Origin of the sequence: Paenibacillus sp. 2TAF8 (genome assembly GCF_052114825.1) — a bacterium.
Classification (GTDB): Bacteria; Bacillota; Bacilli; order Paenibacillales; family Paenibacillaceae; genus Paenibacillus.
The window spans coordinates 273,816-298,019 of record NZ_JBFRFN010000002.1 but is presented as its reverse complement, the minus strand read 5'-3'; the positions used below and the strand labels follow the sequence as shown (position 1 = coordinate 298,019).

16 protein-coding genes and 1 pseudogene are annotated in these 24,204 nt (G+C 44.8%); 14 read left to right on the top strand and 3 right to left on the bottom strand.

Annotated elements, in window-relative coordinates:
- Nucleotides 1-3 precede the first annotated feature (3 nt).
- The 9 genes and pseudogenes from AB4Z30_RS03395 to AB4Z30_RS03355 all read left to right on the top strand — a co-directional run bounded on the left by AB4Z30_RS03395 (nt 4) and on the right by AB4Z30_RS03355 (nt 13,733).
- Entirely contained in the window at nt 4-1,992 is a 1,989-nt protein-coding gene (locus AB4Z30_RS03395; RefSeq protein ID WP_441923294.1) for a hypothetical protein, read from the top strand.
- A 181-nt stretch (nt 1,993-2,173) separates the two neighbouring features.
- Entirely contained in the window at nt 2,174-4,510 is a 2,337-nt protein-coding gene (locus AB4Z30_RS03390) for a glycoside hydrolase family 95 protein (RefSeq protein WP_441923292.1), read from the top strand.
- A gap of 360 nt (nt 4,511-4,870) precedes the next feature.
- Nucleotides 4,871-6,439 (top strand): response regulator, encoded by a 1,569-nt coding sequence (locus AB4Z30_RS03385; RefSeq protein ID WP_441923290.1) that lies wholly within the window; start codon nt 4,871-4,873, stop codon nt 6,437-6,439.
- A complete protein-coding gene (locus AB4Z30_RS03380; RefSeq protein WP_441923288.1) occupies nt 6,436-8,163 on the top strand; it encodes a sensor histidine kinase in 1,728 nt (575 codons plus the stop codon). The genes AB4Z30_RS03385 and AB4Z30_RS03380 overlap by 4 nt, the downstream gene beginning before the upstream one ends.
- A gap of 131 nt (nt 8,164-8,294) precedes the next feature.
- Nucleotides 8,295-9,974, top strand: a complete 1,680-nt coding sequence (locus tag AB4Z30_RS03375) for an ABC transporter substrate-binding protein (RefSeq protein WP_441923286.1) — start codon at nt 8,295-8,297, stop codon at nt 9,972-9,974.
- 147 nt (nt 9,975-10,121) lie between these two features.
- Nucleotides 10,122-11,063 carry an ABC transporter permease gene (locus tag AB4Z30_RS03370; protein ID WP_441924187.1) on the top strand — a complete coding sequence of 314 codons (942 nt, stop codon included), beginning with the start codon at nt 10,122-10,124 and terminating at the stop codon, nt 11,061-11,063.
- 15 nt (nt 11,064-11,078) lie between these two features.
- Nucleotides 11,079-11,999: a carbohydrate ABC transporter permease gene (locus tag AB4Z30_RS03365; RefSeq protein ID WP_441923284.1), complete on the top strand. Its 921-nt coding sequence runs from the start codon at nt 11,079-11,081 to the stop codon at nt 11,997-11,999.
- Nucleotides 12,000-12,092: 93 nt separating this feature from the next.
- A pseudogene (locus AB4Z30_RS03360) lies at nt 12,093-12,431 on the top strand (hypothetical protein); the annotation flags it as partial.
- Entirely contained in the window at nt 12,423-13,733 is a 1,311-nt protein-coding gene (locus tag AB4Z30_RS03355) for a carbohydrate-binding protein (protein WP_441924185.1), read from the top strand. The pseudogene AB4Z30_RS03360 and the gene AB4Z30_RS03355, both read left to right, overlap by 9 nt.
- 185 nt (nt 13,734-13,918) lie before the next feature.
- On the opposite strand, the gene AB4Z30_RS03350 is transcribed toward AB4Z30_RS03355, so the two are convergent.
- The 3 genes from AB4Z30_RS03350 to AB4Z30_RS03340 are packed head-to-tail and all read right to left on the bottom strand — an operon-like array spanning nt 13,919 to nt 15,566.
- Complete coding sequence (locus AB4Z30_RS03350; RefSeq protein ID WP_441923282.1) at nt 13,919-14,194, bottom strand: barstar family protein; 276 nt, start codon at nt 14,192-14,194, stop codon at nt 13,919-13,921.
- Nucleotides 14,195-14,205: 11 nt separating this feature from the next.
- Entirely contained in the window at nt 14,206-14,652 is a 447-nt protein-coding gene (locus tag AB4Z30_RS03345; RefSeq protein ID WP_441923280.1) for a ribonuclease domain-containing protein, read from the bottom strand.
- Nucleotides 14,653-14,684: 32 nt separating this feature from the next.
- Nucleotides 14,685-15,566 carry a helix-turn-helix domain-containing protein gene (locus AB4Z30_RS03340; RefSeq protein ID WP_441924183.1) on the bottom strand — a complete coding sequence of 294 codons (882 nt, stop codon included), beginning with the start codon at nt 15,564-15,566 and terminating at the stop codon, nt 14,685-14,687.
- 208 nt (nt 15,567-15,774) lie between these two features.
- Between AB4Z30_RS03340 and AB4Z30_RS03335 the strand changes: the two genes are divergently transcribed.
- From AB4Z30_RS03335 to AB4Z30_RS03315, 5 genes are all read left to right on the top strand, one after another.
- A complete protein-coding gene (locus tag AB4Z30_RS03335) occupies nt 15,775-17,304 on the top strand; it encodes a glycoside hydrolase family 43 protein (protein ID WP_441923278.1) in 1,530 nt (509 codons plus the stop codon).
- Between the two features lie 93 nt (nt 17,305-17,397).
- Nucleotides 17,398-18,933, top strand: a complete 1,536-nt coding sequence (locus AB4Z30_RS03330; protein WP_441923276.1) for a glycoside hydrolase family 43 protein — start codon at nt 17,398-17,400, stop codon at nt 18,931-18,933.
- A 145-nt stretch (nt 18,934-19,078) separates the two neighbouring features.
- Entirely contained in the window at nt 19,079-20,770 is a 1,692-nt protein-coding gene (locus AB4Z30_RS03325; RefSeq protein WP_441923274.1) for an extracellular solute-binding protein, read from the top strand.
- Nucleotides 20,771-20,808: 38 nt separating this feature from the next.
- The gene (locus AB4Z30_RS03320; RefSeq protein WP_441923272.1) at nt 20,809-22,566 is read left to right on the top strand and encodes a sensor histidine kinase; all 1,758 of its coding nucleotides are present in this window, start codon (nt 20,809-20,811) and stop codon (nt 22,564-22,566) included.
- A complete protein-coding gene (locus AB4Z30_RS03315) occupies nt 22,551-24,188 on the top strand; it encodes a response regulator (protein WP_441923270.1) in 1,638 nt (545 codons plus the stop codon). The genes AB4Z30_RS03320 and AB4Z30_RS03315 overlap by 16 nt, the downstream gene beginning before the upstream one ends.
- Nucleotides 24,189-24,204 lie beyond the last annotated feature (16 nt).

The following is a 24,204-nucleotide window of genomic DNA, read 5'->3' as shown; positions in this document are numbered from 1 at the left end:
TTTATGGAACTGATCTTTACCGCACGCAGTAGATGGCAGGAAGGAACAGCCTATACTGGTATGAGCACGCATAATCTTCGGGCTGACGTAAATATGACTGCCGGGACGGGCAGTGCAGATGATCCAAAGCAGGCACAGATTACCATTAAGAATGAAGACAGTCAACGGTGGAGTGGAGTGATTCATTTAGAGCTTGCTTTTGACAAACAGCAACCCAGATTTTTTCTGCCTGCCTTTATGTATGGTCGTAATCGGGGAGAAGTACCCCAAAATGTACCTAACGAATTTCCAAGAATTCGTGACGGAAAACCATCCCGTCCTTCATCCCCTTGGTGGATGGTTCGAAGTGATCGTTTATCGCATCCGGCTGCACTTGTATATGATTCGGGCCGAATTGTCGGGCTAAGCGCAAGCCCATATTGGGTGGAAAGCAAGCATAGTGGACAGAAGCAGCCATGGTATCCGGGTCAAACAGGTACTTTTCTACAATATGGAGGTTTCACATGTTCGATCGAGAAAGGCACCGTTGGTTACACCTTAGGGTATGAGAATGCACCGTTGATGTTTATCAAATCAAGGCTTGTGCATGAGCGCTCAGCCTTGGCAGAGAGCGTCTTCGTGTTGGAAGCAGGAGAATCGGTAACGTTCACCCTTGAACTATATGATTATGAATCCTCTTCGCCCTTGGGTATTAATCCTGTATTAGAGCATGTCTACCAAAAGTATCATGAACACCCGAGACAAGGAAGCGACATCCGCACAGCCGTATCCGACATGTCCGCTGCTGTTCGAGACTACGCCTGGCTTCCAGATGACCGTCACTATTCTACTTTTGTGTATGAAGACGCAGAGAGCGGGGGGTATCGATATAACAAAATTATCTCGATCAGTTGGACCAACGGCATGACCATTGCAACCCCCATGCTGATTGCAGCATTGCGTCAGAACGATGAACCCATGCGTCAGCAGGCTTTGTCCTGTATCACCAACATTATCGAAAATGCGATGAATTCGGAGTCAGGACTTCCGTATGATGCTTATGAGGATGGGAATTGGAGCATTAAAGGCTGGTGGTTTGACGGTATGCGTACACCAGGGCACTCATCCTATCTCGTTGCACAAGCCATGTATTATATCCTGAAATGTTACGACTATGAATACCGCATAAGGCAGATTAGACATGATGACTGGCTCGCTTATGTGAAGCAAGTACTGAAACGCCTGGAACGGAGCAAAAATGCGGATGGCGAATATCCAACGATCTTGTCTGAGCGCACGGGTGCAGGCCTGGAGTATGACGCTTTTAGCGGGGCGTGGTGCCTCGCTGCGAAAGCTTATTACAGCTGGTTGACCAATGATTTATCCGATTTGGAGGAAATGAGACGCAGTGAAACACATTATTACAATGCCTATGTGAAACAGATGGAATGTTACGGTGCTCCGCTTGATGCGGACAAAGCAGTAGATTCGGAAGGCATTCTGGCATATATCAAAGCTCTCCGTTTCCTGCATGCACTCTCCGGTGAGGAGAAGTTCCTCCATCATATGAGAGACGCCATCAGTTACGAGTTCAGTTTTAAATTTTGTTATAACTCGCCAGTGCAGATTCCGCCGCTGAGTACATTGAACTGGTCAAGTTCGGGCGGAAGCGTCACTTCGGTAGCTAATCCGCACATTCATCCCATGTCGAGCAATCTCGTTGATGAGCTTTTATATTATCTTCAGCATCGTGAGGATGACTATATCCGTCAGCGTATGGATGATACGGTCGCTTGGGGCTGTCAAACCTATAATCGTGTTGATGGTGAATATGGTTATGGCAAAAAAGGATGGATGTCCGAGCGCTTTTGTCACTCGCAAGGACTCGTTACGGAGACTTATGCCGATGGTACGCCGGCAAGCACTTGGTTCTGTCTGATGCCGTGGGCCAGCGGCTCCATCATCGAAGGTCTCGTTGGTGACTACTGGGATCAAGTCACCTCCAGCGAATGATTAGATATGATCATGCCTCCAAACAGGTTAGCATTGTGAAGGTTTAGGTTAGTTTTCTTCATTCAACGTAGCTGGGTAAACAAAGTAAACTGATGATGTGGTCTGCACTTCGGGTCATATTGAGTCCTGTTTGTCATGTTGCTGGGCAGCAGTGAACTTTGGCATCTCTAGTGGAGGTATAATGATGAATTCAAAACAATTGTGGTTTGATCATGCTGCGGAGCGGTGGGAAGAAGCCTTGCCCATCGGAAACGGAACCCTCGGTGGTATGGTATTTGGAAGAACACATCTAGAGAGAGTGCAGTTAAATGAAGATAGCCTTTGGTACGGCGGACCGATGGAACGGAACAATCCGCAAGCACTTGAATCACTGGGTAACATAAGGGAACTTCTGTTTCGTGGACATATTCGGCAGGCAGAAGAGCTTGCACTAACTTCATTCGTTGGAGTGCCAGATGGACAACGGCATTACGAGCCGCTTGGTGATCTCTATGTGGCCATGCATCATGGAGACGAGGAAGCAACGGAGTACGAGAGATATCTTGATTTGGAACAAGGAATTGTTGGCGTTCAGTATACATCAGGCAAAACAAAATACAAACGAGAATATTTTTCGAGTTATCCTGATCAGGTCATAGCAGTCCGTCTCTCTAGTAGCGTGCCAGGCGAATTATCATTCACAGCGCTGTTTGGCAGAGGTTCCGTGTTACAATGGTCGCCGTTATCGGGGCCGCTAAGACATCCGGTCGGATTCCAATCTTTGATTGATCGAATCGAACAACGCAGGAATGGCGATATGATCATCCGGGGAAGAAGCGGGGGAGAAGGGGGAATCCGTTTCTGCTGTGCGATTCGAGTCATGCATGAACAAGGAGAGATTCAGTATTCGAGTGGTCAACTATCTCTGTTAAATGCTGATTCAGCCACCGTGCTTATCGCAGCATGCACCGATTTTCGTTATGCCAAGGAAGACCTGGAGGCGGAATGCTTACGAAGAATAGATACGGCCTCTGCCAAGACATATGAACAGTTGCTTCAGGATCATATCACCGACTATCAGGCGCTTTTTAAACGTATGGACTTGCATCTGGAGGGGGGAATCACAGATACCCGTTATATGAGTCTGCCGATGAATCAACGACTCGAGCGTCTTAGAGCAGGTCAAGATGACCCTGAACTAGTCAGTCTGTACTTTCAGTTTGGACGATACTTGCTAATCTCTAGCAGTCGGCCCGGTTCGTTACCTGCCAATCTACAGGGCATATGGAACAAAGACATGCTTCCGGTATGGGACAGTAAATACACCATTAATATCAATACAGAAATGAACTACTGGCCAGCGGAGAGCTGTAATCTACCGGAGTGTCACATCCCGTTATTTGATTTTATCGAGCGATTACAGGTGCGTGGAAGGGAAACTGCAAGCAAGATGTATGGTTGCAAAGGATTCGTAGCACATCACAATTCAGATATATGGGCAGATCCTGCTCCGCAGGATGTATGTCTAACGTCGACCTTCTGGACGATGGGCGGCGCATGGTTGTCTCTTCACCTGTGGGATCATTATGAATACAGCAGAGACAAGGACTTTTTGGGAAAAGTGTACGAAACGATGAGAGAGGCAGCCTTATTTATTCTGGATTTTCTTGTGCAAGACCCGGAGGGGAATCTCACGATTTGTCCTTCATCCTCGCCGGAGAATATCTACATCCTGGATAATGGGGAGTCAGGTGCACTTTGTTACGGGGCATCGATGGATAACCAGATTATTCGGGAGCTGTTCACGCGGTGTATCGAAAGTGCACACATTCTGCAACAAGATTCGGAATTTGCATCAAAGTTGCAAGAAGCATTAACTCGCATTCCGGATATCGCTGTGGGAAAACACGGACAGATTCAAGAATGGAGCAAGGATTATGATGAACTTGAACCAGGTCACAGACACATATCACACTTGTTTGCGCTCCATCCGGGATCACAGATTACTCCGAAAACGACTCCTGAATTGGCAAATGCCGCCCGGATCACGCTGGATCGCAGACTGCAACATGGCGGGGGACACACGGGCTGGAGCCGGGCTTGGATTCTGAACATGTGGGCCAGATTGGAGCAGGCTGAACAGGCACATGATAACGTTATGGAGTTGCTTCGCTCCTCGACACTGCCTAATTTATTCTGTGATCACCCTCCGTTTCAGATTGATGGTAACTTTGGAGGTACGGCGGGCATAGCCGAAATGTTGCTTCAGAGTCATGGCGGTGAGGTTCGTTTACTTCCTGCGCTGCCAAAGGCATGGCCCAAAGGTTCAGTTCGAGGACTGCGAGCGCGCGGTGGATTTGAAGTGGATATGGAATGGAACGAAGGGAAGCTGCTTCATGCCAGCATACGTGCAAGCGAGACAAGTAAAGTTAGCGTTTCTTATCTGGATCAACATATGGAACTGAATTTCCAGAGGAAACAAGATTCAATTGATTTAAAAGGGAAAGACTTGAAAGAAACCTCTCGATTAGAAAGATGAACGTAAGTAAGAAAGAACAGCGCAAGGCGACTACAATGTTCTTGTCCATGTATTTCTTTTTTTGTTACACCTTATTAATAGGGGAATAATGTAAAGTCCATCTTTCTTAAGCGAAACATCCGGGTTTAGACCTGGTTCGGTTTCGCTTTTTTTATATTATGGAGCTTCAGACAATACTTTCGCGCAATAAATTTGACGATTCGTGCAATGAATTTGCTAATCGCAAACTATAGAATGAAAACAATTGTGCAAATTGCTGCAGAAATGTAAACGGTTTCTAACTATAATTAGAGCATACCGTTTTTTTGTTGATTAGCGGTAGGTGATTCATTTTTAGTATGAAGGAAAGGGGAAGTTTAGATGTTGAAAGTATTGCTCGTCGACGATGAGATGTACATCCGTAAAGGAATGCATGAACTGATTGATTGGCGCAGTCTCGGCATGGAGATTGCAGGAGAAGCAGAAAATGGGTTGGAGGCGCTGAATAAAGCGGAATGCCTTCGTCCCGATATCATTATTACGGATATCCGAATGCCTATTCTCGATGGATTGGAGTTAATCCGTGAAATTGATAAGTCACCCACACTAGAGCCTATATTTATTATCATTAGCGGTTACCATGATTTCAAGTATGCACAACAAGCGATAAGGTACGGTGTCCAGGATTACATCCTCAAGCCAATTGATGACGAAGAAATGACCACAACGCTGCAAAAGGCGGCAAAACTGATCCAGAATAAGCGGAAACATGTATTTTTGGAAGAAGGACAAGCTAGTCGTATTATGTTAAAAGATATGATCAAAGGCCAGATTCGGAAAGAAGACGAAATACGGTATGCAGAAATGCTTGGAATCAAACGTCAGACTTCAATGATTATTGTGCTATTTGAACTACAGACAGGCTCGGAGCATAGAAAAGTGACACTTCATCAGGTTAGTGATCTCCTTCATTCGTTGGCAGATGATCACTTCAAGCTCTATGTTATTGAGGAGCAGTTAGGTAGATTTGCATTGATCGCTCTATTAAATGAAACTTCTCCACATCACCGTGTAGTAGATAAGATCCAATGGATTCAAAATATGTTGAGCGATCAGCTAGGCGCAGATGTAGGCTTGTATGCAGGTACATTAGTCCATGACATGTCTGATGCACCTCGATCCTACGCCGAAGCAGAGGAAGCATCCAGGCATAAATTCGCAGAACCCGGAAGTGTTGTGCATTATTCAGAAGTGAAGGATAGAGCGTTATACGTATTCAACGTAAATCAGGAAGAGGTCGAACCCTTGATCCTAAGCCTGGAAGAGCGAAATCGCGAGGCTTGTCATGCGATTGTCGACGATATGTTCAACATGTTTCATTCCCGACGGTTCTCTCCTCAGGCTGTTACAGGTTCTCTATTGCGTTGTATTACAGGTATACTTGCAGTCGTGCATGAAATGGGAGGTACGGATGCGGGATTACACCAACTCAAGTTGTTAGCCGAGGATGGTCAGGAGGGGTGGAATTTGCGCCTCTTGAAAGAAGCTTTCTTGAATGCACTGGAGGAAGCTGAGGGATATATTGCGAAGCTGCGCGCGGAACAGTCCAAAGGAGATATCAACAAGATCAAACGATATATTGATTCCCATTACACGGAGAATATCAGTCTCAAAAGTATTGCGGCCCAGTTTTATATGAATCCGGTCTACCTTGGTAGGCTCTTTCGTAAAAGTTACAATCAGTATTTCAATGAATATCTGCTCAATCTCCGTATTCAGGAGGCTCAGAAGCTGCTCCGCCAGACGGATCTGCGAATGTATGAGGTGGCAGCTCGAATCGGATTTCAGAATGCGGATTATTTTGTGACACAGTTTGAGAAAATCGTCCATATGACTCCAACAGCCTACCGYAATCTTCTGAAAGAGGAAGGACAACGAGGTGCTCAATGATCAGATGGAAATGGAATTACATGAAGCTTCGGGACAAACTGTTGCTAATGTACGTGTTATCGGTGTTCATTCCGATTGTTGTAACCAATGTCGTTTTCTATCAAGTAACTACAGCTAATATCCGTAGCCAGAAAACGCGTGATGCCGGAATGGCGTTAAACAACCTGAAAAACGAATTGCGTGTAACGATTGACCAAGGGGTAGGTCTGTCTTATTCGCTCTATGCTGATCCTGTATTTAATGACACGTTATCTCGTTCGTTTGAAAGTAACTCGGAGTATATAAGGGCATATAACTCCTATCTCAAAGGGGAGTTTTCCGGTCAACTGAGTCAAGGAATTCGATGGTACCAGGTGTATACCGATAACCCAACGATTTTGTCATCAGGTTACATTGAACATCTAAATGAAACGGTTCGTAGCTCAACCTGGTACAAACAATTACAGGATAATGTTGTCCCTTATCCTACCTTGATTGCAACAGATCAGATGTTAAGTCTCGTTCAGCGCTTAAATAATCTGGACACACGAGGGATTGAACAGTTACTCAAAATAGACTTTAATATGGATCTGCTTAAAGAGCAATTCCGAAATAGTGGCTTTGATGGGAAAGTATATTTGGTTGATCCTAGGGGTCACATTCGTTTTTCGAATGATGCAAAGTCTGAGGATACCCCCATTGGAGAGAGGTACAGCGAGATCGAGTTTCCCAACAAAACGATTCGATTTGATCGCGTCTATTCTGGCATTAACTATTTGGAAGGGTGGTCCCTGCAAGGCGTTATGGATGAGGAGATCGTATTGCAGGAGGTTCGTAAATCACGCTCTTTTGTTATCTGGCTGGCATGCATTAATTTTGTGCTGCCTTCGATTATTATTGCAGCGATGTCCCGATCCCTTCACGTCAGACTGGTACGTATTCTCAAGCATATGAAAAAAGTAAAAACTCAAAATTTTCAGACAATCCCTCCCGAAGATGCAAGGGATGAGATTGGTCAATTGACAACCGAATTTAACCGGATGACCGAGACGATTCGGAACCTGATTGATGAAGTTTACCTTGCGGACATTCAGAAAAAAGATCTGGAGCTTAAACAGCAACAGGCACAGCTTCATGCATTACATAGTCAGATTAATCCGCATTTTCTGTTTAACACGCTTGAATCCGTGCGGATGCGCAGCCTGATCAAAGGAGAGAAGGAGACCGCCAAGATCGTACATCATATGGCGAAAATGTTCCGCAAATCTATTAGCTGGAATCAGCATGAAGTGACCGTGAAGGAAGAGCTAGAACTGATTGACAGCTTTTTGCAAATCCAGAAATATCGCTTTGGAGAAAAGCTTCAATATTACATTGAAGCAGATCCTGCCGTGTTAAAGTATCGGATTCCGAAGATGGTTATCTTGCCATTTGTGGAAAATGCCAGCATTCACGGTGTTGAATCGACACCAGGTAAAGGTATTATTCGATTGCTCGTTGCATTGCAGGGACAGGGGCTTCATATTCAGCTGGAGGATAATGGTATTGGCATGTCTACGGCTAGACTGGAAGAATTGCTGCGGTATCTGGATCAGAACATGGATATGGGCGAGCATGTCGGCATGAAAAACGCTTACAGTCGATTGAAACTTTGCTACGGCGAGCGATTCTCTTTCTCTATTCATTCAGAGGAAAACAAGGGGACACGCATTCAAATCAGGCTTCCGCTGGATGAGGAGGAATAAGAAGGGAAATGATGGTTCGATATACTTTTTAAAGAACAATGTACAGTTTCATGGGTAACTATGAAAGCGTTATCTTGATATATTGAAAATGCTTACATACATCGTATAACTAAAAAGGGGGAACAAAACACATGTTAAAACCGCTTTTGAAAACCACAGGACTAGCCGTATTGCTGGCATCCCTGTTGGCTGGGTGCTCGTCTGGCAGCTCATCTCCAGGGGCCTCATCTACAGGAAAAGAAGACGATAACAGCCCTGTCACATTCTCGTATTATATGTTTTCTTCGGGCAAGAAAGACATTTTGGCAAGTGAAACGGCGATTGGTAAAGAGCTGCAGAAGCAGACGGGTGTCGACTTTAAAATGGAATATCTGGTTGGTGACAGTGCAACAAAGGCAGGGGTTATGATTGCCAGCGGTGACTATCCAGATGTCATCGCCTCCAGCGGAGAGATGTCCAAATTGCTGGATGCCGGAGCTTACATTCCATTAGATGATTTGATTGAAAAATACGGTCCGAATATTAAGAAAGTGTATGGCCCGTACTTTGATAAAATGAGAAACCCGGAAGACGGTAAAATCTATGCTTTACCATATACGGCTAACCAAGGAGAGTACTCAGGTAGCCCTAACATTGGCGGGGGGGCTTTCTGGATTCAACGTTCTGTACTGAAGGAATTTAATTATCCTAAAATTACGACGCTGGATGAATATTTTGATCTGATCGAGGATTACAAAGAGAAGCATCCGAAGGTTGACGGAGCAGAGACCATCGGTTTTGTGTCACTTGCTGGTGTAGCCAATAACTTCTTCACTCTGCAGAATCCGGCCATGCATCTTGCAGGATATCCTAACGACGGCGGCGTTATGGTAGATATGAAAACCCATGTCGCAAGAACGGTTTCGGGCACGGAAGAGCAGAAACGCTGGATCAAAAAACTGAATGAAATTAACGCAAAAGGTTTACTTGATCCCGAATCATTCACGATGAACAAGGATCAGTATTTGGCGAAATTGACCTCGGGTCGGGTTCTCGGTTATTTTAACTACGCATGGCAGGTTGGAGATGCAACCAATAACCTACTTGCGGCAGGAATTGACGAGAAGCGTTATGCGCCTCTGCCAATCGTCTTTGACAAAAGCATCAAGGATCAATACATTGATCCTCCCGGCTTCGTAAACAACTACGCAACCGGAATCAGCGTGAATGCAAAAGATCCGGAACGGATTATCAAGTATTTTGATAATTTACTCAAAGAAGAAAATCAGATCCTCGTACAGTGGGGTATCAAGGATCAAACATACAGCGTAGATGAAAAGGGCCGCTTCTATTACGCCAACGATGAGCAGCGTAAAATGCATGACGATGTAGAACTGAGCCGCAAGTTCGGCTTTGCTTATTTCGCCAATGACTGGCCGCGTTACGGTACAGAATCCACGCTGTCTGATGGGAACGCATACAGTCCAGGTAACCAGCCGGAAGTTGTCGCAGCAACATATACTGAAGGAGATAAAAAATTCCTCGATGCTTATGGTGTGAAAACTTTCAGTGAGATTTTCAACAAGCCGGAAGAGCGTCCATGGTTCCCAGCGTGGTCTATTGCACTCGAACAGGGTTCGCCTGAACAAATTTTCACCACTAAATCGGATGATGTACAGCGGAAATATTTACCTGAGATGATTCTGAGCGCACCGTCCAACTTCGACAATATCTGGAATACCTATATTGCCGAATTTAGCAAGCTGGATAAAGCAGGCTACGAGAAAAAGATGACCGAAGTCATTCAAAATCGAGTGGCAGGTAAATGGTAATTTAAACAACACCATATAAAACAAACTGTTACGTGCGCTGGAGAGATAGAGGATTACCTTCCGAGTATATACTCTCTTCGCGCACGAATAACAGATAGGGAAAGGAGTATCTGCATCGTGGAGGAACCTAATGTAACTCTTCAATCCATTCCGCCGAATTCTCGTCGCAAGGGGAATCGGGAAACCAGTTTTTACAAACGACTGCTGCAACAGCGAAGCTTGGCATTTATGTGTATTCCCTTTGTGATATGGGCGTTTGTATTTAAATATTTGCCGTTATGGGGCTGGACGATGGCGTTCCAGAACTTCAAACCGGCAAGAGCTTTCGCAGATCAGCAGTGGGTAGGAATGAAGCATTTCCAAACCCTGTTTGAAGATAATACGTTCTATCGGGTGCTACGAAATACGTTGGTGATGAGTTCTATTAAGCTAGTACTCGGATTTGTTACAGCGATTACGCTGGCACTTCTGTTAAACGAGCTGAAAAATATCGTTTTTAAACGTTTTGTGCAAACGGTAAGTTACCTGCCTCACTTTATCTCCTGGGTTGTTGCTTCAAGTATTGTGCTTACTGTACTTTCACCTGATGGTATCATCAATCTCATTCTTATGAAGTTGCACTTGATCGACAGTCCAGTGCTGTGGATGGGAAAAGGGGAGTATTTCTGGGGCATACTGGGGGCCACCGAAGTATGGAAAGATGTCGGCTGGAACACGATCATTTATCTGGCGGCAATTACAGCCATCGATCCTGCTCAGTATGAGGCGGCTGAGATTGACGGAGCCAGTCGTTTCAAACGCATGTTGTACATTACACTGCCAGGTTTGAAACCGGTTATCGTGATTTTGCTGATTATGAATATGGGAAGCATCCTCGAATCCGGATTTGAACCTCAATATTTGCTGGGCAACGGAATGAATATGGATTATTCAGAGAATCTGGATATCTTTGTCTTGAAGTATGGTTTGGGAATGGGGAACTTCTCTTTGGGTACAGCGGCAGGGATTTTCAAAACTGTGGTCAGCTTCATCTTCCTCTTCACCGCCAACTATATCGCCAAAAAAATGGGAGAAAGCAGACTATTCTAAGAGGAGGCCTAGGCCATGCCAAAAGCAAAATCATCCCGCTTGCGGAACAGCAGTGCCGGGGACCGGGCGTTTGATGCCATTAATATCACTTTCATGATCTGTTTGATGATTGTTACGATTTATCCGTTTATTAATATGATTGCTGTCTCGCTGAATAATGCGAATGATGCGATTCGCGGAGGCATCTATCTGTGGCCACGGGAGTGGACACTGGATAACTACAAATATATCTTTGGAGAATCCGACATTTACCATGCTACACTGATTTCGGCGCTTCGTACGATTATCGGAACAATTGTCTCCGTTTTCTGTACCGCGATGCTTGCTTATACACTCAGTCGGCAAGAATTTGTACTTCGCAAGTTTGTAACGATGTTTTTTGTCTTCACCATGTACTTCAGCGGAGGATTGATTCCGGGATATCTGTTGATTCGTGATCTCGGTATGATTGGCTCTTTCTGGGTTTACATCATTCCGGGTGTCATCGGTGTGTTCAATATGATCGTCATTCGTTCCTTCATTGAGGGATTGCCTGRGGGCATTCTGGAGTCGGCTCGTATTGACGGGGCAGGGGAATTTACGACGTTTATTCGAGTGGTATTGCCGTTAACGATTCCGGCCATGGCAACCGTTTCTCTTTTTGTGGCTGTGGGTCAATGGAACTCCTGGTTTGATGTTTTTCTTTATAACTCATCTAACAAGGAGTTAAGCACACTCCAATATGAACTGATGAAGATTCTTCAAACTTCCACAACGGCGGCGACTTCATCGGCAAGTGATGTGTATCAAGCTGCCGAGAATACCGGTGTCGCTGTGACGCCAACTTCCATTCGGGCAACGATGACGATTATAGCCAGTGTTCCAATCTTGATGGTATATCCTTTCCTGCAGAAATACTTTGTCCAGGGTATGACTATCGGGGGCGTAAAGGGATAAAAGTTAGGTTAAGGTTAAGAATGTTATGTTCGAATTTGAATTGTTGGGAGATGAGAAATCGTGAATTCTATGTTCAAAAAATCACTCTGTACGATGCTTGCAGCGTTGACAGCACTACCCCTGTTTTATGTACCTGCTTCCTCCAAAGTGATGGCGGCAAACGATGCTGTAATTAACGTAACTTCACCCAAACAAGTGATTCGTGGTTTTGGCGGTATGACACATTCCGGCTGGATTGGTGATCTCACTGCCTCCGAGAGGGAAACCGCTTTTGGCAACGGGCCTAACCAGCTTGGATTTTCTGTACTAAGAATTCCGATCGATGAAAACAAGAACAACTGGCAACGCGAAGTGGAAACAGCCAAAAAAGCCATTGAACATGGAGCAATTGTATTTGCATCTCCTTGGAATCCACCCACTGACATGACGGAACTGGTCACTCTGGGCACTACTTCGGGCGGTGGTTCAACGTATGAAGCCGAATCCTCGACAACGTTGACTGGTGCAGTAGCGGGGAGTTCTTTTACAGGTTACACGGGATCGGGTTATGTTGCATTCCAAAACGCGAGTGGCTCGGCTGTTCAGTGGAACACAATTCTGATTGGTAGCACAGGCACCAAAAACATTAAAATTCGATATTCACTCCCATCAGGAACGAGTAATCTGGATGTCTACGTGAACGGTACATTAGCGCTTAGTAACATACCATTTGAAGACACAGGCAGTGGAAACACGTGGAAGGACAAGTCTATTCAAGTACCGATGGTGAATGGCACAAGCACGTTGAAGCTGGTGACGACAGGAACGGGTGGGCCGAACATTGATAATATCAATGTAACTGCATATACACAGATTACACAGGCCAAACGACTCAAGTACGACAAGTATGACGCTTACGCTCAATATTTGAATGAATTCGATACATTCATGAAAAATAACGGCGTAAACTTGTACGCGATTTCAGTACAAAACGAGCCTGACTATGCACATGACTGGACGTGGTGGTCTCCAGAGGAAATGCTCCGTTTCATGAAAGAAAACGCGGGTTCCATCAACAATCGGGTCATTGCCCCGGAATCCTTCTCTTATGTGAAAAACATGTCGGACCCTATTTTGAATGATCCGCAAGCCCTTGCGAATATGGATATTCTGGGGGCACATACCTACGGTACTCAATACAGCGACTTCCCATATCCATTATTCGAACAAAAGGGAGCAGGGAAAGAGCTTTGGATGACGGAAGTTTATTATCCAAACAGTGAAACCAATTCAGCAGATCGCTGGCCTGAAGCGCTCGGGGTAGCGGAGCATATGTACAACGCGATGGTTGAAGGTAATTTTCAAACGTATGTATGGTGGTATATCCGTAGAAATTATGGACCGATCAAAGAAGACGGAACGATAAGCAAACGTGGCTACAGTATGGCTCATTATTCCAAGTTCGTGCGTCCGGGAGATGTCAGAGTGGATGCAACCAAAAATCCGGCAAACGGCGTGTATGTCTCTGCCTATAAGGGAGCGAACAACAAAATCGTTATTGTTGCTATTAACAAAAACACTTCAAGTGTGAACCAGCGATTCACTGTGCAAAATGGAACAGCCTCCGCTGTTTCCTCCTGGGTAACGGATAGCACACGTAATCTGGCAGCTGGCTCTGCCCTGCAGATATCCGGCAACGGATTCTTGGCAGACCTGCCAGCACAAAGTGTAACAACATTTGTTGTGCAACCGTAAGGGCAGATGTGAATAAGGAGAACAAGGGCAAGAGGCACATGAGCGAGTATTGAGAGAAGAATAGAAGACGATCAAACGAAGTCAATAGAAATTAATAGAAGTCAAAAGAAGTGAGTAGAGGTTAAGAGAAGTAAAGAAGATAGTAGAAGTTAATAGAACAGGCTGCCCTTAGGCAGCCTGTTCTACTATAACCATAATTCTAATGTAAATTCATCAATCTCTTGCTCTGCTTCGCGCATCAAATCAAGCACCTGATCTGCATAATCTCCGAGCGTTTCTCTGCATGACTCAAAATAACTCCAGCGAATGATCAGCGGCATACTGACTGCGCCTGTCAAGGCATCCCATAGGGCATCCAGATTGTGTCCGTAGTGTTCATCCAATTGAAGTTTGTCCTGCAATAACTCATGTAGTGATTCCCGATTAAGGAGATAACGACCGTCGATCTCAATGATATTCATGTGTTCCTCCATTATTTGATCTGTTGAAAGGTCGTATAATGATCGGTGGTTTGGTAGATGAGACCGTCATTGGAATATAGAATTCGGTCGCTTCCGCGTTTTCCACCAGTATAATGGATATCCGCTTCATACCAGATCCGGCCTTTTTTATTGGGAAGCAACCCTTCACGATTTCTGAATACGTCACCGCCGATGCTTTTTCCTGGGGCCACCTTATGCAGATTACCCTCACTAGGTTCCCAGCCCAGCTTACGAGCTTCCTTTTTCGTAATGTAAATGGGCGGAAGTTCATGATGCTCTTGAATATAATCAGCGACTTCCTGAAATCCCATCTCTTTGGAGGTTTGACCAGTGGGAGAACCGTTATCGGTATTGGTAATGATTGGAGAGGTACAACCTGCCACTAGCAAAACGGAAAGCAAAATGAACAGAGGATACAACCATTTTCTTAAAAGCATGTTCTGAGCTCCTTTTGATGATAACAATGCTCTTAATGGTAATCGGTTTCCGGCAACAAATCAATTCGAACCTCAGCTTGCCGATACCTCGTATATTTTCCGGGAGAGGTTCCAACGATTTTGGTAAAGCTGCGAATGAAATTGGCGTAGTCACTAAAACCTGACTGGAAGCATACATCTGTGATGCTCATTCCATCTGTCAGAAGTGTTTTGGCAAGTTCGATACGTCTGCCTAGTATATAGGAGCGAAGCGTAAGTCCGGTATGCTTTTTAAATTGGCGGCTGATGGAGGTGCTGTTCATATAGAATTGTTCGGCCAATTGGCCGAGAGTTATATGTTGTGTGATATGTTCTTCGATATATTCCATCGTCTTGCGTACCAGTTCAGGCATGATATCTTGTGGTACAAAAGAATTATGCTGAAACCATTGGTTGATCAGAACGAGCAATTGTGCCATGGCTGCATTCGTTTGTACGTCAGCACCGTACATGTTAGAATCCGCAGATTCTTCAATCTGTTGGGTCCAATATAGCAGCTGTTTTAATTGATTGTCATCCAGATGAATGATGTTGCCATTTCCTTCAGGTCGATGGTCGAAACAGGATAATAAATTCGTCAAAACCGTGGATAACTGGCACACATATGTTTTCTTAACATTAATCGTTATCCGCTCATATTCTGTCTCGTCCAGAATAAGTGTCCGATGCATCTCTTCAGGAGAAATGACAAGCAAATCGCCACGCTGCATGGGATAACAACGATGATCGACATAGAAATGTACATTTCCCTTCAGAAATAGGTAGATTTCATACGCATTGTGGCGGTGATAACTGGATTCATATCTGTAGGTTGTCAGGGGATGGCGGTACAAAAGCTCTGGCTGGATCGGATCATAAAAATAATCTAAGGACATCACGTAGAGGTACCTCCTGTCATTTGGCGCAATAAATCAAACAAATAACGCAATGAAATTGGACTCAGTTTCACTTAAAATGTAATCATCCTATCATGAAAACGTTTGTTTTGCAAACGCTTTCTATTTGGTGTGCCCAAATTGCTCTGATATCACTTTATATTTGAAGATAACGGAAAGATCAACTTTATTTGCGGGAGGAAATGAGATGAATAAAGAAACAATGCCACAGGTTGAAAATCAAAGGGATAAAAATAATTCAAGTCTTCAATTGGAGCACATCCAACAGGAGATCGGAAAGCTACGTCCCAACGCGAATCCCTTAATGACTCACAAATTTGGAGCTGATCCTTACGCTTTGGTTTTCAATAACCGGGTTTATCTGTATATGACCAGTGATAAACTGGAGTATGATGAAAATGAAGTACCTCAAAAAAATAGTTATCAGTCGATCAACAAAATCACGGTAATCTCTTCTGATGATTTGATCAATTGGACCGATCATGGAGAGATCAAGGTAGCAGGTCCCGAAGGTGCAGCTAAATGGGCTTCTCAATCTTGGGCTCCAGCAGCTGCACATCGCAGCATCGATGGTGAGGATCGTTTCTACTTGTATTTTGCCAATAATGCTAGCGGCATTGGTGTGTTGAGCGCTCCAACACCGACAGGCCCTTGGACAGATCCTATTGGAAAAGCACTGGTGACAAGAGAAACACCGGGTGTAGAAGATGTGACGTGGTTATTTGATCCGGCAGTTTTTGTGGATGACGACCATCAGGCTTATCTCTATTTTGGTGGAGGCGTGCCTGAAGGCAGACCGGAAAGACCCGATACGGCGCGAGTGATGAGACTGGGTGAGGATATGGTCAGTGTTGAGGGCAAGGCTAAAGTCATACCTGCTCCCTTTATGTTTGAAAATTCGGGGATACATAAGTATGATAACATCTACTATTACACCTATTGCTCTAACTTTTTCCAAGTGGAACGTGACGAGGATAGCCCGCCGCCGGGAGAAATTGCATACATGACAAGTGCGCAACCAATGGGTCCATGGACGTATCAGGGAACAATCCTTAAAAATCCGGGTCACTTCTTTGGGATCGGCGGTAACAATCATCATGCCATCTTCCCGCTGGGGGATCAGTGGTATATTGCTTATCATGCGCAGACTCTGTGCCAGGCGATGGATATTCCGGAAGGATATCGTTCCACACATCTGAACAAAGTGCAGTATGAAGAGACAAGTGGAAGAATCAAAGCGATTCAAGCGGACTACGTAGGTGTAGAACAGTTGAAATCTTTTAACCCATATCAAAGAATCAACGGCTCAACGATGGGCTGGAATGCAGGCGTGAACACACGTCAATTAAGTGGCTCGGGGTCCGAGCAAGTAGAACAAGGCATGTCTTCAAAACCAGATGAAGTTGTCAGTGTGATGCATGGGGGAAGCTGGATCGCCATCTCGCGTGTGGACTTTGGTCAAAAAGGGGCAGCAAGCTTCACTGCAACCGTATGCAGTCAAGGCGAGCCGTGTACTCTTGAACTTCGACTAGGACGTGAAGACGGCGATTTAATAGGAAAGGTGCTTATTCCTGCATCAGCGGAAGGTCAAGAATGGATTGAGGCATCGACCTCAATAACCGGCGCTCACCATGAACAAGACCTGTATCTTGTACTGAAGCCTTCAGAACAAAACCCGTGCATCCTTTTAAGTCACTGGATGTTTAAAGAAGCCTAGCCGCATGAAGGAGTTTATCCCGTTGCTTGGAGAGCTGGAGCCATACTAAGATAGACCTAATGCAGAACTCCCCAAAAAGAGGTGATTTAAACGATGTATTCAAATCCCATTATATGGGCCGATTATCCGGATGTGGACGTCATTCGGGTTGAAGATACGTATTATATGGTAAGTACGACCATGCATATGATGCCTGGATGTGTTATCCTGCGCTCGTATGACCTGATCCAATGGGAAACAGCTACGTATGTGTTTGACAGACTGGATAACACACCGGCGCAACGGTTGGAGAACGGACAGCAGATCTATGGCAAAGGGATGTGGGCGGCTTCACTTCGTTATCATCAAGGCAAGTTCTATGTCATTTTTGTAGCCAATGACACACGTAAAACATATCTGTATACTTCTGAAACGATAACAGGGCCTTGGACTAAACAGATTATCGAAGGATTCTATCATGACTGCTCGCTATTTTTTGATGATGATGAACGGGTGTATCTGGTGCATGGTAATCGAGAGATTCACTTAACCGAATTAAAAACCGATCTCTCCGCTCCCAAGCCGGAAGGGATGCATCGCATCATAGTGACAGACCATCAGCCGCACTACTTGGGGTATGAAGGTGCACATTTTTACAAAATTGAAGGCATCTATTATGTCTTCCTGATCCATATGACGAAGGAAGCAGGGCGAAGAACGCAAGCTTGTTACAGGGCGGATACGCTGGATGGTACATTTGTTGGCGGAGAAGTGTTCAATGATGATATGGGATACTTTAATTCAGGGGTCGCTCAAGGCGGAATCGTGGATACACCGGATGGTGAATGGTACGCTGTGCTTTTTCAAGACCATGGGGCCGTAGGACGAATTCCGGTTCTGGTACCGATGCATTTCCAGGAAGGTGTACCCGTTTTTGCAAAAGAGGCTCCGAAAGAAATCGATCTAGCTACCACAAGGCCGGGCTACCGTTACCAACCGCTGGTTGCAAATGATCGTTTCGAATATACGCTGGATGATCAGGGTAAGGTTCGGCTTCGGGACGTTTGGCAGTGGAATCATACACCGCATGATGATCTGTGGTCTGTTACAGAAGTACCGGGAGTGTACCGAATTCGAACGGGTCAACTTAGCCCTAATCTGACATTTGCAGTCAATACACTCACTCAGCGTGCCATGGGTCCTGCTTGTGTGGCTTCGGTAACATTAGATGGCAGTGGCCTGAACGATGGTGATTATGCGGGTTTATGTTTTCTGATTGGCACGTATGGTTTGGTTGCAATGACCAAAAATGAAGGCAGGTACTATCTCGTTATGCAGGCCAGAGTGAGTCAGGATAACAGCATATTTGGCAGTATGATTGACCAGGCGCCTGCCACAGAGTATGCCCGTATACCTGTAACAGGACCTGTAGTGAAGCTGCAAGCCTCAGCCAATTTTGTAGATAATCAAGATGAATGTCGCTTTGCCTATCTGGATGGGTCAGAATGGAAGAGCCTCGGGACGCCGCACAAAATGGTCTACAAGCTGGATCATTTCATGGGCTGTAGAATTGGATTGTTTCTGTTCTCCACACAAGAGATTGGAGGCTTGGCCGACTTTTCGGATTTTGAATATCATATCGCTCCGTAAATCCGTCCGTGCTCAGAGTTGTAAATAAAAGTCGCCAAACGGCGGCTTTTTCGTACTCATGACAGATCAAATGTTGTACAATGATAACAATTCTGGAAAAAAAGAAAAAGATACGTTCATTCAATCAAAATGGGGGCATGTCACCATGCATAAGCGATGGATGTACAAAACAAGATGGACGATTATTATCTTTCTAACCGTATGTATACCTGCTGGACATACGCAGGGAGACTCGGGTCACATCAACAACTTATCTAAGGATCAGCAGGCCTCATCTTTGGCGGCCTATTCCCCGCCCATTCAAGTTTCTTTTGTCAGAGAAACTGGAGAAGATCTGCAGCGCATGATTGAGCAACTGCCCGGTGAGACACTGGTTGATAACCGCTGGACTCGTTTGTATGAACAGGAGCTTGGCATTCAGATTCGGTATGACTGGATTGCAACGGGCGATGTGTATAATCAAAAGTTAGGGGTTTCCCTTGCAGCCGGGCGTTTCCCGGATGTCGTCAGAGTTAACCCATACCAGCTAAGGCAACTTAGCAATGCCAATTTAATTGAAGATTTGACGGAAGTATATCGTGATTTTGCTTCGCCACTTACTAAAGAGATTTTAGAGGCCGAAGGTAAAGGAGCATTCGATGCAGCTACGATTAACGGCAAGCTGATGGCGATTCCTGAGTCTTCTTCTTCGATTGAAACCGCACAGTACTTGTGGATTAGAACGGATTGGCTGGATAAATTAGGCCTACATGCACCTGAAACGATAGAAGATGTGTTAGAAATATCGGAAGCGTTTACATTACGCGATCCTGACGGAAATGGTAAACAGGATACCTACGGGCTCGCACTCACGAGTTATCTTTGGGACCCGGTTATGGGAGTTTCGGGGTTTATGGCCGGTTATGGTGCTTACCCAAATATATGGATTAAAGATCAAGAGGGTAGTCTCACCTATGGAGGCATACAGCCAGAGGTTCGTAAAGCGTTAAAAGTTTTACAAACGATGTATCGGGATGGTCAACTTGATCCAGAATTTGCTTATAAAAATGGAAACAAGGCTTACCGTCTCATTCAACAAGGGAAAATTGGAATGCTTTACGGTGAGCAGTGGACTCCTTTTGTTGTCCAGTCTACCCGTGAAGAAGATCCGAAAGCGGATTGGCAGGCTTATCCGATTGTGGCCGAAACAGGTCGAAACAAGGTTGTGCCGCTTCGTTCGAATACAGGGAATTACTTTGCCGTTAGAAAAGGCTTTGCTCATCCTGAAGTTGTCGTTAAGCTGATGAATCTGCACTTGGACAAAAACTGGGGACAGAATGCGGAATATGAAACGTACTATAATGATGATTCTCGTGCTGTGTGGATGCTGTCTCCGGTAACTCCATTTCCGGGAACCAAAAATTTAGATGCATATAGAGATATTCGCGATGCACGTGAGACAGGCGACTTCTCTGTCCTAGAGAACGAAGCGCTCGCTATCCACAAACGAATTGCTGCCTATGAATCAGAAGGTTTAAAGAGTGGCTGGGGATGGAAGCAGACATATGGGCCAACAGGTGCGTTTAGCATCGCAGATGATTACGAGATGAATGGACAGCTACTTTATGATCAATTCACAGGCGGTATTACGGAAACGATGGTAGATCGGCAGATTATCCTTCGAGATCTGCAACTCGAAGTATTTATGAATATTATTTATGGATCTCCTATTGAAGAATTCGATCAATTTGTAGAAGATTGGCTTGAATTGGGTGGAAAAGAGATTACATCGGAGGTGAACGAATGGTATAGAACTGATGCCGCGAGGAATCACCATGATTTTGCTTTATCCTATTAAAGCAGGTGTCTTTGATCTGAAAGCAGGAGGGGAGTGCGTTGTTCAAGATACCGGCACAGTCGTGGTTAAACAGTATATTTGCGCGACTGATTATGACCTACCTGGTTTTTGTCATACCCTTGATTCTTCTAGGCGTATATTTGTATCACTGGAGCTATGATACGGCAAGTCAGGAAATTTCCTTGTCGACAGAGAGAAGGTTAAGTCAATACGCAACCGAACTTAGCCGGGAGATCGAGTGGATGGAATTGCAACAGTTTGACATTGCAGAGGACCGCAAGCTGAATCGGCTGGCGATCCTCTGGAACAACATGGACCAAATTGAGAAACGTGAAATACTAAATTATTTATCCGAGCGGCTTGCTTCTTTCAAAAATAGTAGTGCTTATATCAAAAACGTTCATGTACATATTCCTACAGTCAACAAGAGTATTTCTGCAGTGCAGGGCATTGATGAATACAATCAAGCCTCATACGATTATTTCAGTTCATCCACGCAGGAAGAAAGCATTCGATTTACAGTAAAAGATGATGCATTGAATCTAAGTGCTTTACGTCTAACAGGTAAGATGGGAGAAGCGCCACTTTTTGTGGTTCAGGTGGAGCTGGATAATGCGGCATTTCAGAATGAACTATCACAGCTTAATCTATATCCTGAAAGTGCCTCTCTTCTCATCGAGGACAAGACAGGTTTTGCTATTTTGGATCGGCAAGAACGCGAAATCATTCTTGCCAATTACCGTGAATATAGTAAGAAGAGTTCATTAGAGAGCTACCAAGTAAGCGTTGAGGATACGGTGTACCATGTGAATCAACATCATATGGAGCAGCTTGGTTTGTCGATCGCTACGTACCTTCCTGAAAAGATGGTCACCAAACCTTTAAGCAAGTTTTATAAATGGGCATGGATTTTTGCTATTACATCGTTTATTGCGATTTCAGCTTATCTCTACTCTACGTACAAGTTGATTCACATTCCTTTACTATTGCTGGTCAAGAGGTTCAAAAAGATGGAGGGCGGGGTGCTGGATATCCCGATCGTGCACCACCGCAAAGACGAGTTCGGATTTTTGTACTCTCGTTTTAACCATATGATTGAAAATTTGCAATTGCTGATCGACCGTGATTTCAAAAAAACGATGATGATGCAGCGAGCTGAATTAAAGCAGCTCCAGTCGCAGATTAATCCGCACTTCCTGTACAACAGTTTTTTCATTCTGAACTCTCTTGCGAGAACAGGAGAGACGGATCGGATTGAGCAATTTACCAATATGCTTGGAGAATATTTTCGGTTCATTACTCGTAATGGAACAGATCATGTGCCGCTGAAGGAAGAGGTGCATCACTCCCGTATCTATACGGATATCCAGCAGTTGCGATTCTCCAGACGAATCAAAGTTGATTTCGGAGAAGTTCCACTCGAGATGCAACAGATTCAGGTTCCCAGACTTGTAATCCAGCCTATTATTGAAAATGCATATGAGCATAGTCTTGAAAAGAATACGGACGCAGGCCTGTTACGCATTCAATTTCACATGAAGTCATCCTATGCTGAGATTATCGTGGAAGATAACGGGCAAGATCTTCAGACGGAAGATATAGAAAAGCTTCAACAACACCTGTACAGTGAATCAACTACAGATGACATAACGGGATTAATGAATATCCATAGACGATTGGTGCTGACATTTGGCGAAGGTAGTGGACTATTTCTTTCACGAAGTGAGCTGCAAGGGTTAAAGGTTGTCATTCGAATCCAGTGGAAAGAAGGGGAACACGAATGTATCGACTTCTGATTGTAGATGACGAGGAGATCATTACGGACAGTTTGTTTGAAACATTTGCGAGGCATATGCCTGATCGGCTAGATGTATGCAAAGCATACTCTGCCTCAGAGGCACTTTCCTGGATGCGTCGATCCAGAATTGATATCGTGCTGACAGACATTCGCATGCCGGGTATAAGCGGGCTGGAGCTAACCGAAGAAATTCAGAAACGGTGGCCGCAGTGCCGTGTTATTTTCCTGACGGGACATAGTGATTTTGAATATGCATACAAAGCCTTTCAGATGAACAATGTACGTTACCTCCTTAAGACAGAAGGGTACGATAAAGTGATGCACATGGTGGAGCTAGTTATGGAAGAGATCAGGGAGAGTCATGATATGCATAATCTTCTGAAACAGCAACATGAGATTACAACCCGGCTAACTGCATTTAGGCAGGATGAATATATCCGGAAGCTTCTTCAGGAAGGTTCAACTGCTGCTTCATTGGCTGAACTTCAGGGAGAACTACTGGAGAGGGAAATTCATCTGAAAGCTAAATCTCCGGTGTATCTGGTACTCGGACGATTGAATAAGCTACATGAATCGGCAGAAGCTGAGCAAGGGTGTACTCAAACATCTATTCGTATTATTGGAACATCATTGATGAGGGAATATACGGAATGTTTCAGTACTACGGATCACTATGGTGATGCGGTGTGGCTGCTACAACCCAAAGATGGACAGAAAGATGCAGATCAACACTTCGCCAGATACATGGAAGGTACTTTAGAGCTTGTACAGGAATCGTGTCTGGCTTCACTTGGGGTATCGATTGCATTTACACTTAGTGGACAAGGATGTGATTGGTTCCAGATTCCCCAGCAATACGAGCGTCTGCGCATGCTACAGTGGATGAAAGTCGGAGATGGCATGTCCATGGTGCTGACGGACATTTACGAGGAACCTCAGGCGGGTACACCGAAGGACTCGCTGCGGATCTCAAGCCGGGTAGAGGCTATGTCTGGTTTTCTGGAGACAGGGCGCTTTCAATCCTTCTATGATATCTTCGAAGAGCTTGTGGGAGAGCTTCTTCAACAGGACATGACGATGGAGCGGGCAATGGAGACATATTATCATCTGGCATTGACCTTCTACGCTGCATTTAACCGCTGGGGGTTGAAGCAGAAAACCCCGGATCAGCGAAGTTTGCTGCATTTGAACCATTTTCCAAACATGAAAGATGCCGTTCAATATCTCTATCTGGCTGCCGATGAATTGGTCAACTTCAAACGTTCGAACGAAGAGGAACGTGCCAATATGGTTGTTAAGAGTTTATGTAATTATATCAAAGGTAATCTGGAAAAAGATCTTACGTTAGTGCGCTTGGCGGAACTGCATCATTTTAATCCTTCTTATCTGTCCAGATTTTTCAAACAGGAGATGGGCATTAATTTGTCCGAATTTATAGATGATAGCCGAATCCGCAAGGCGAAAGAGTTGCTTATGAATCATGAGCTTATGGTGCGGGAAGTCGCTCTTCAGGTTGGGTACGAATCGGCTCATTCGTTTACCCGGCTGTTCAAAAAGCAGACGGGCATGACACCGCAGGAGTATCGAGAATCCTTACTAACTCGTTCAGTACACCGATAAGTCGGTAATAAGAAAA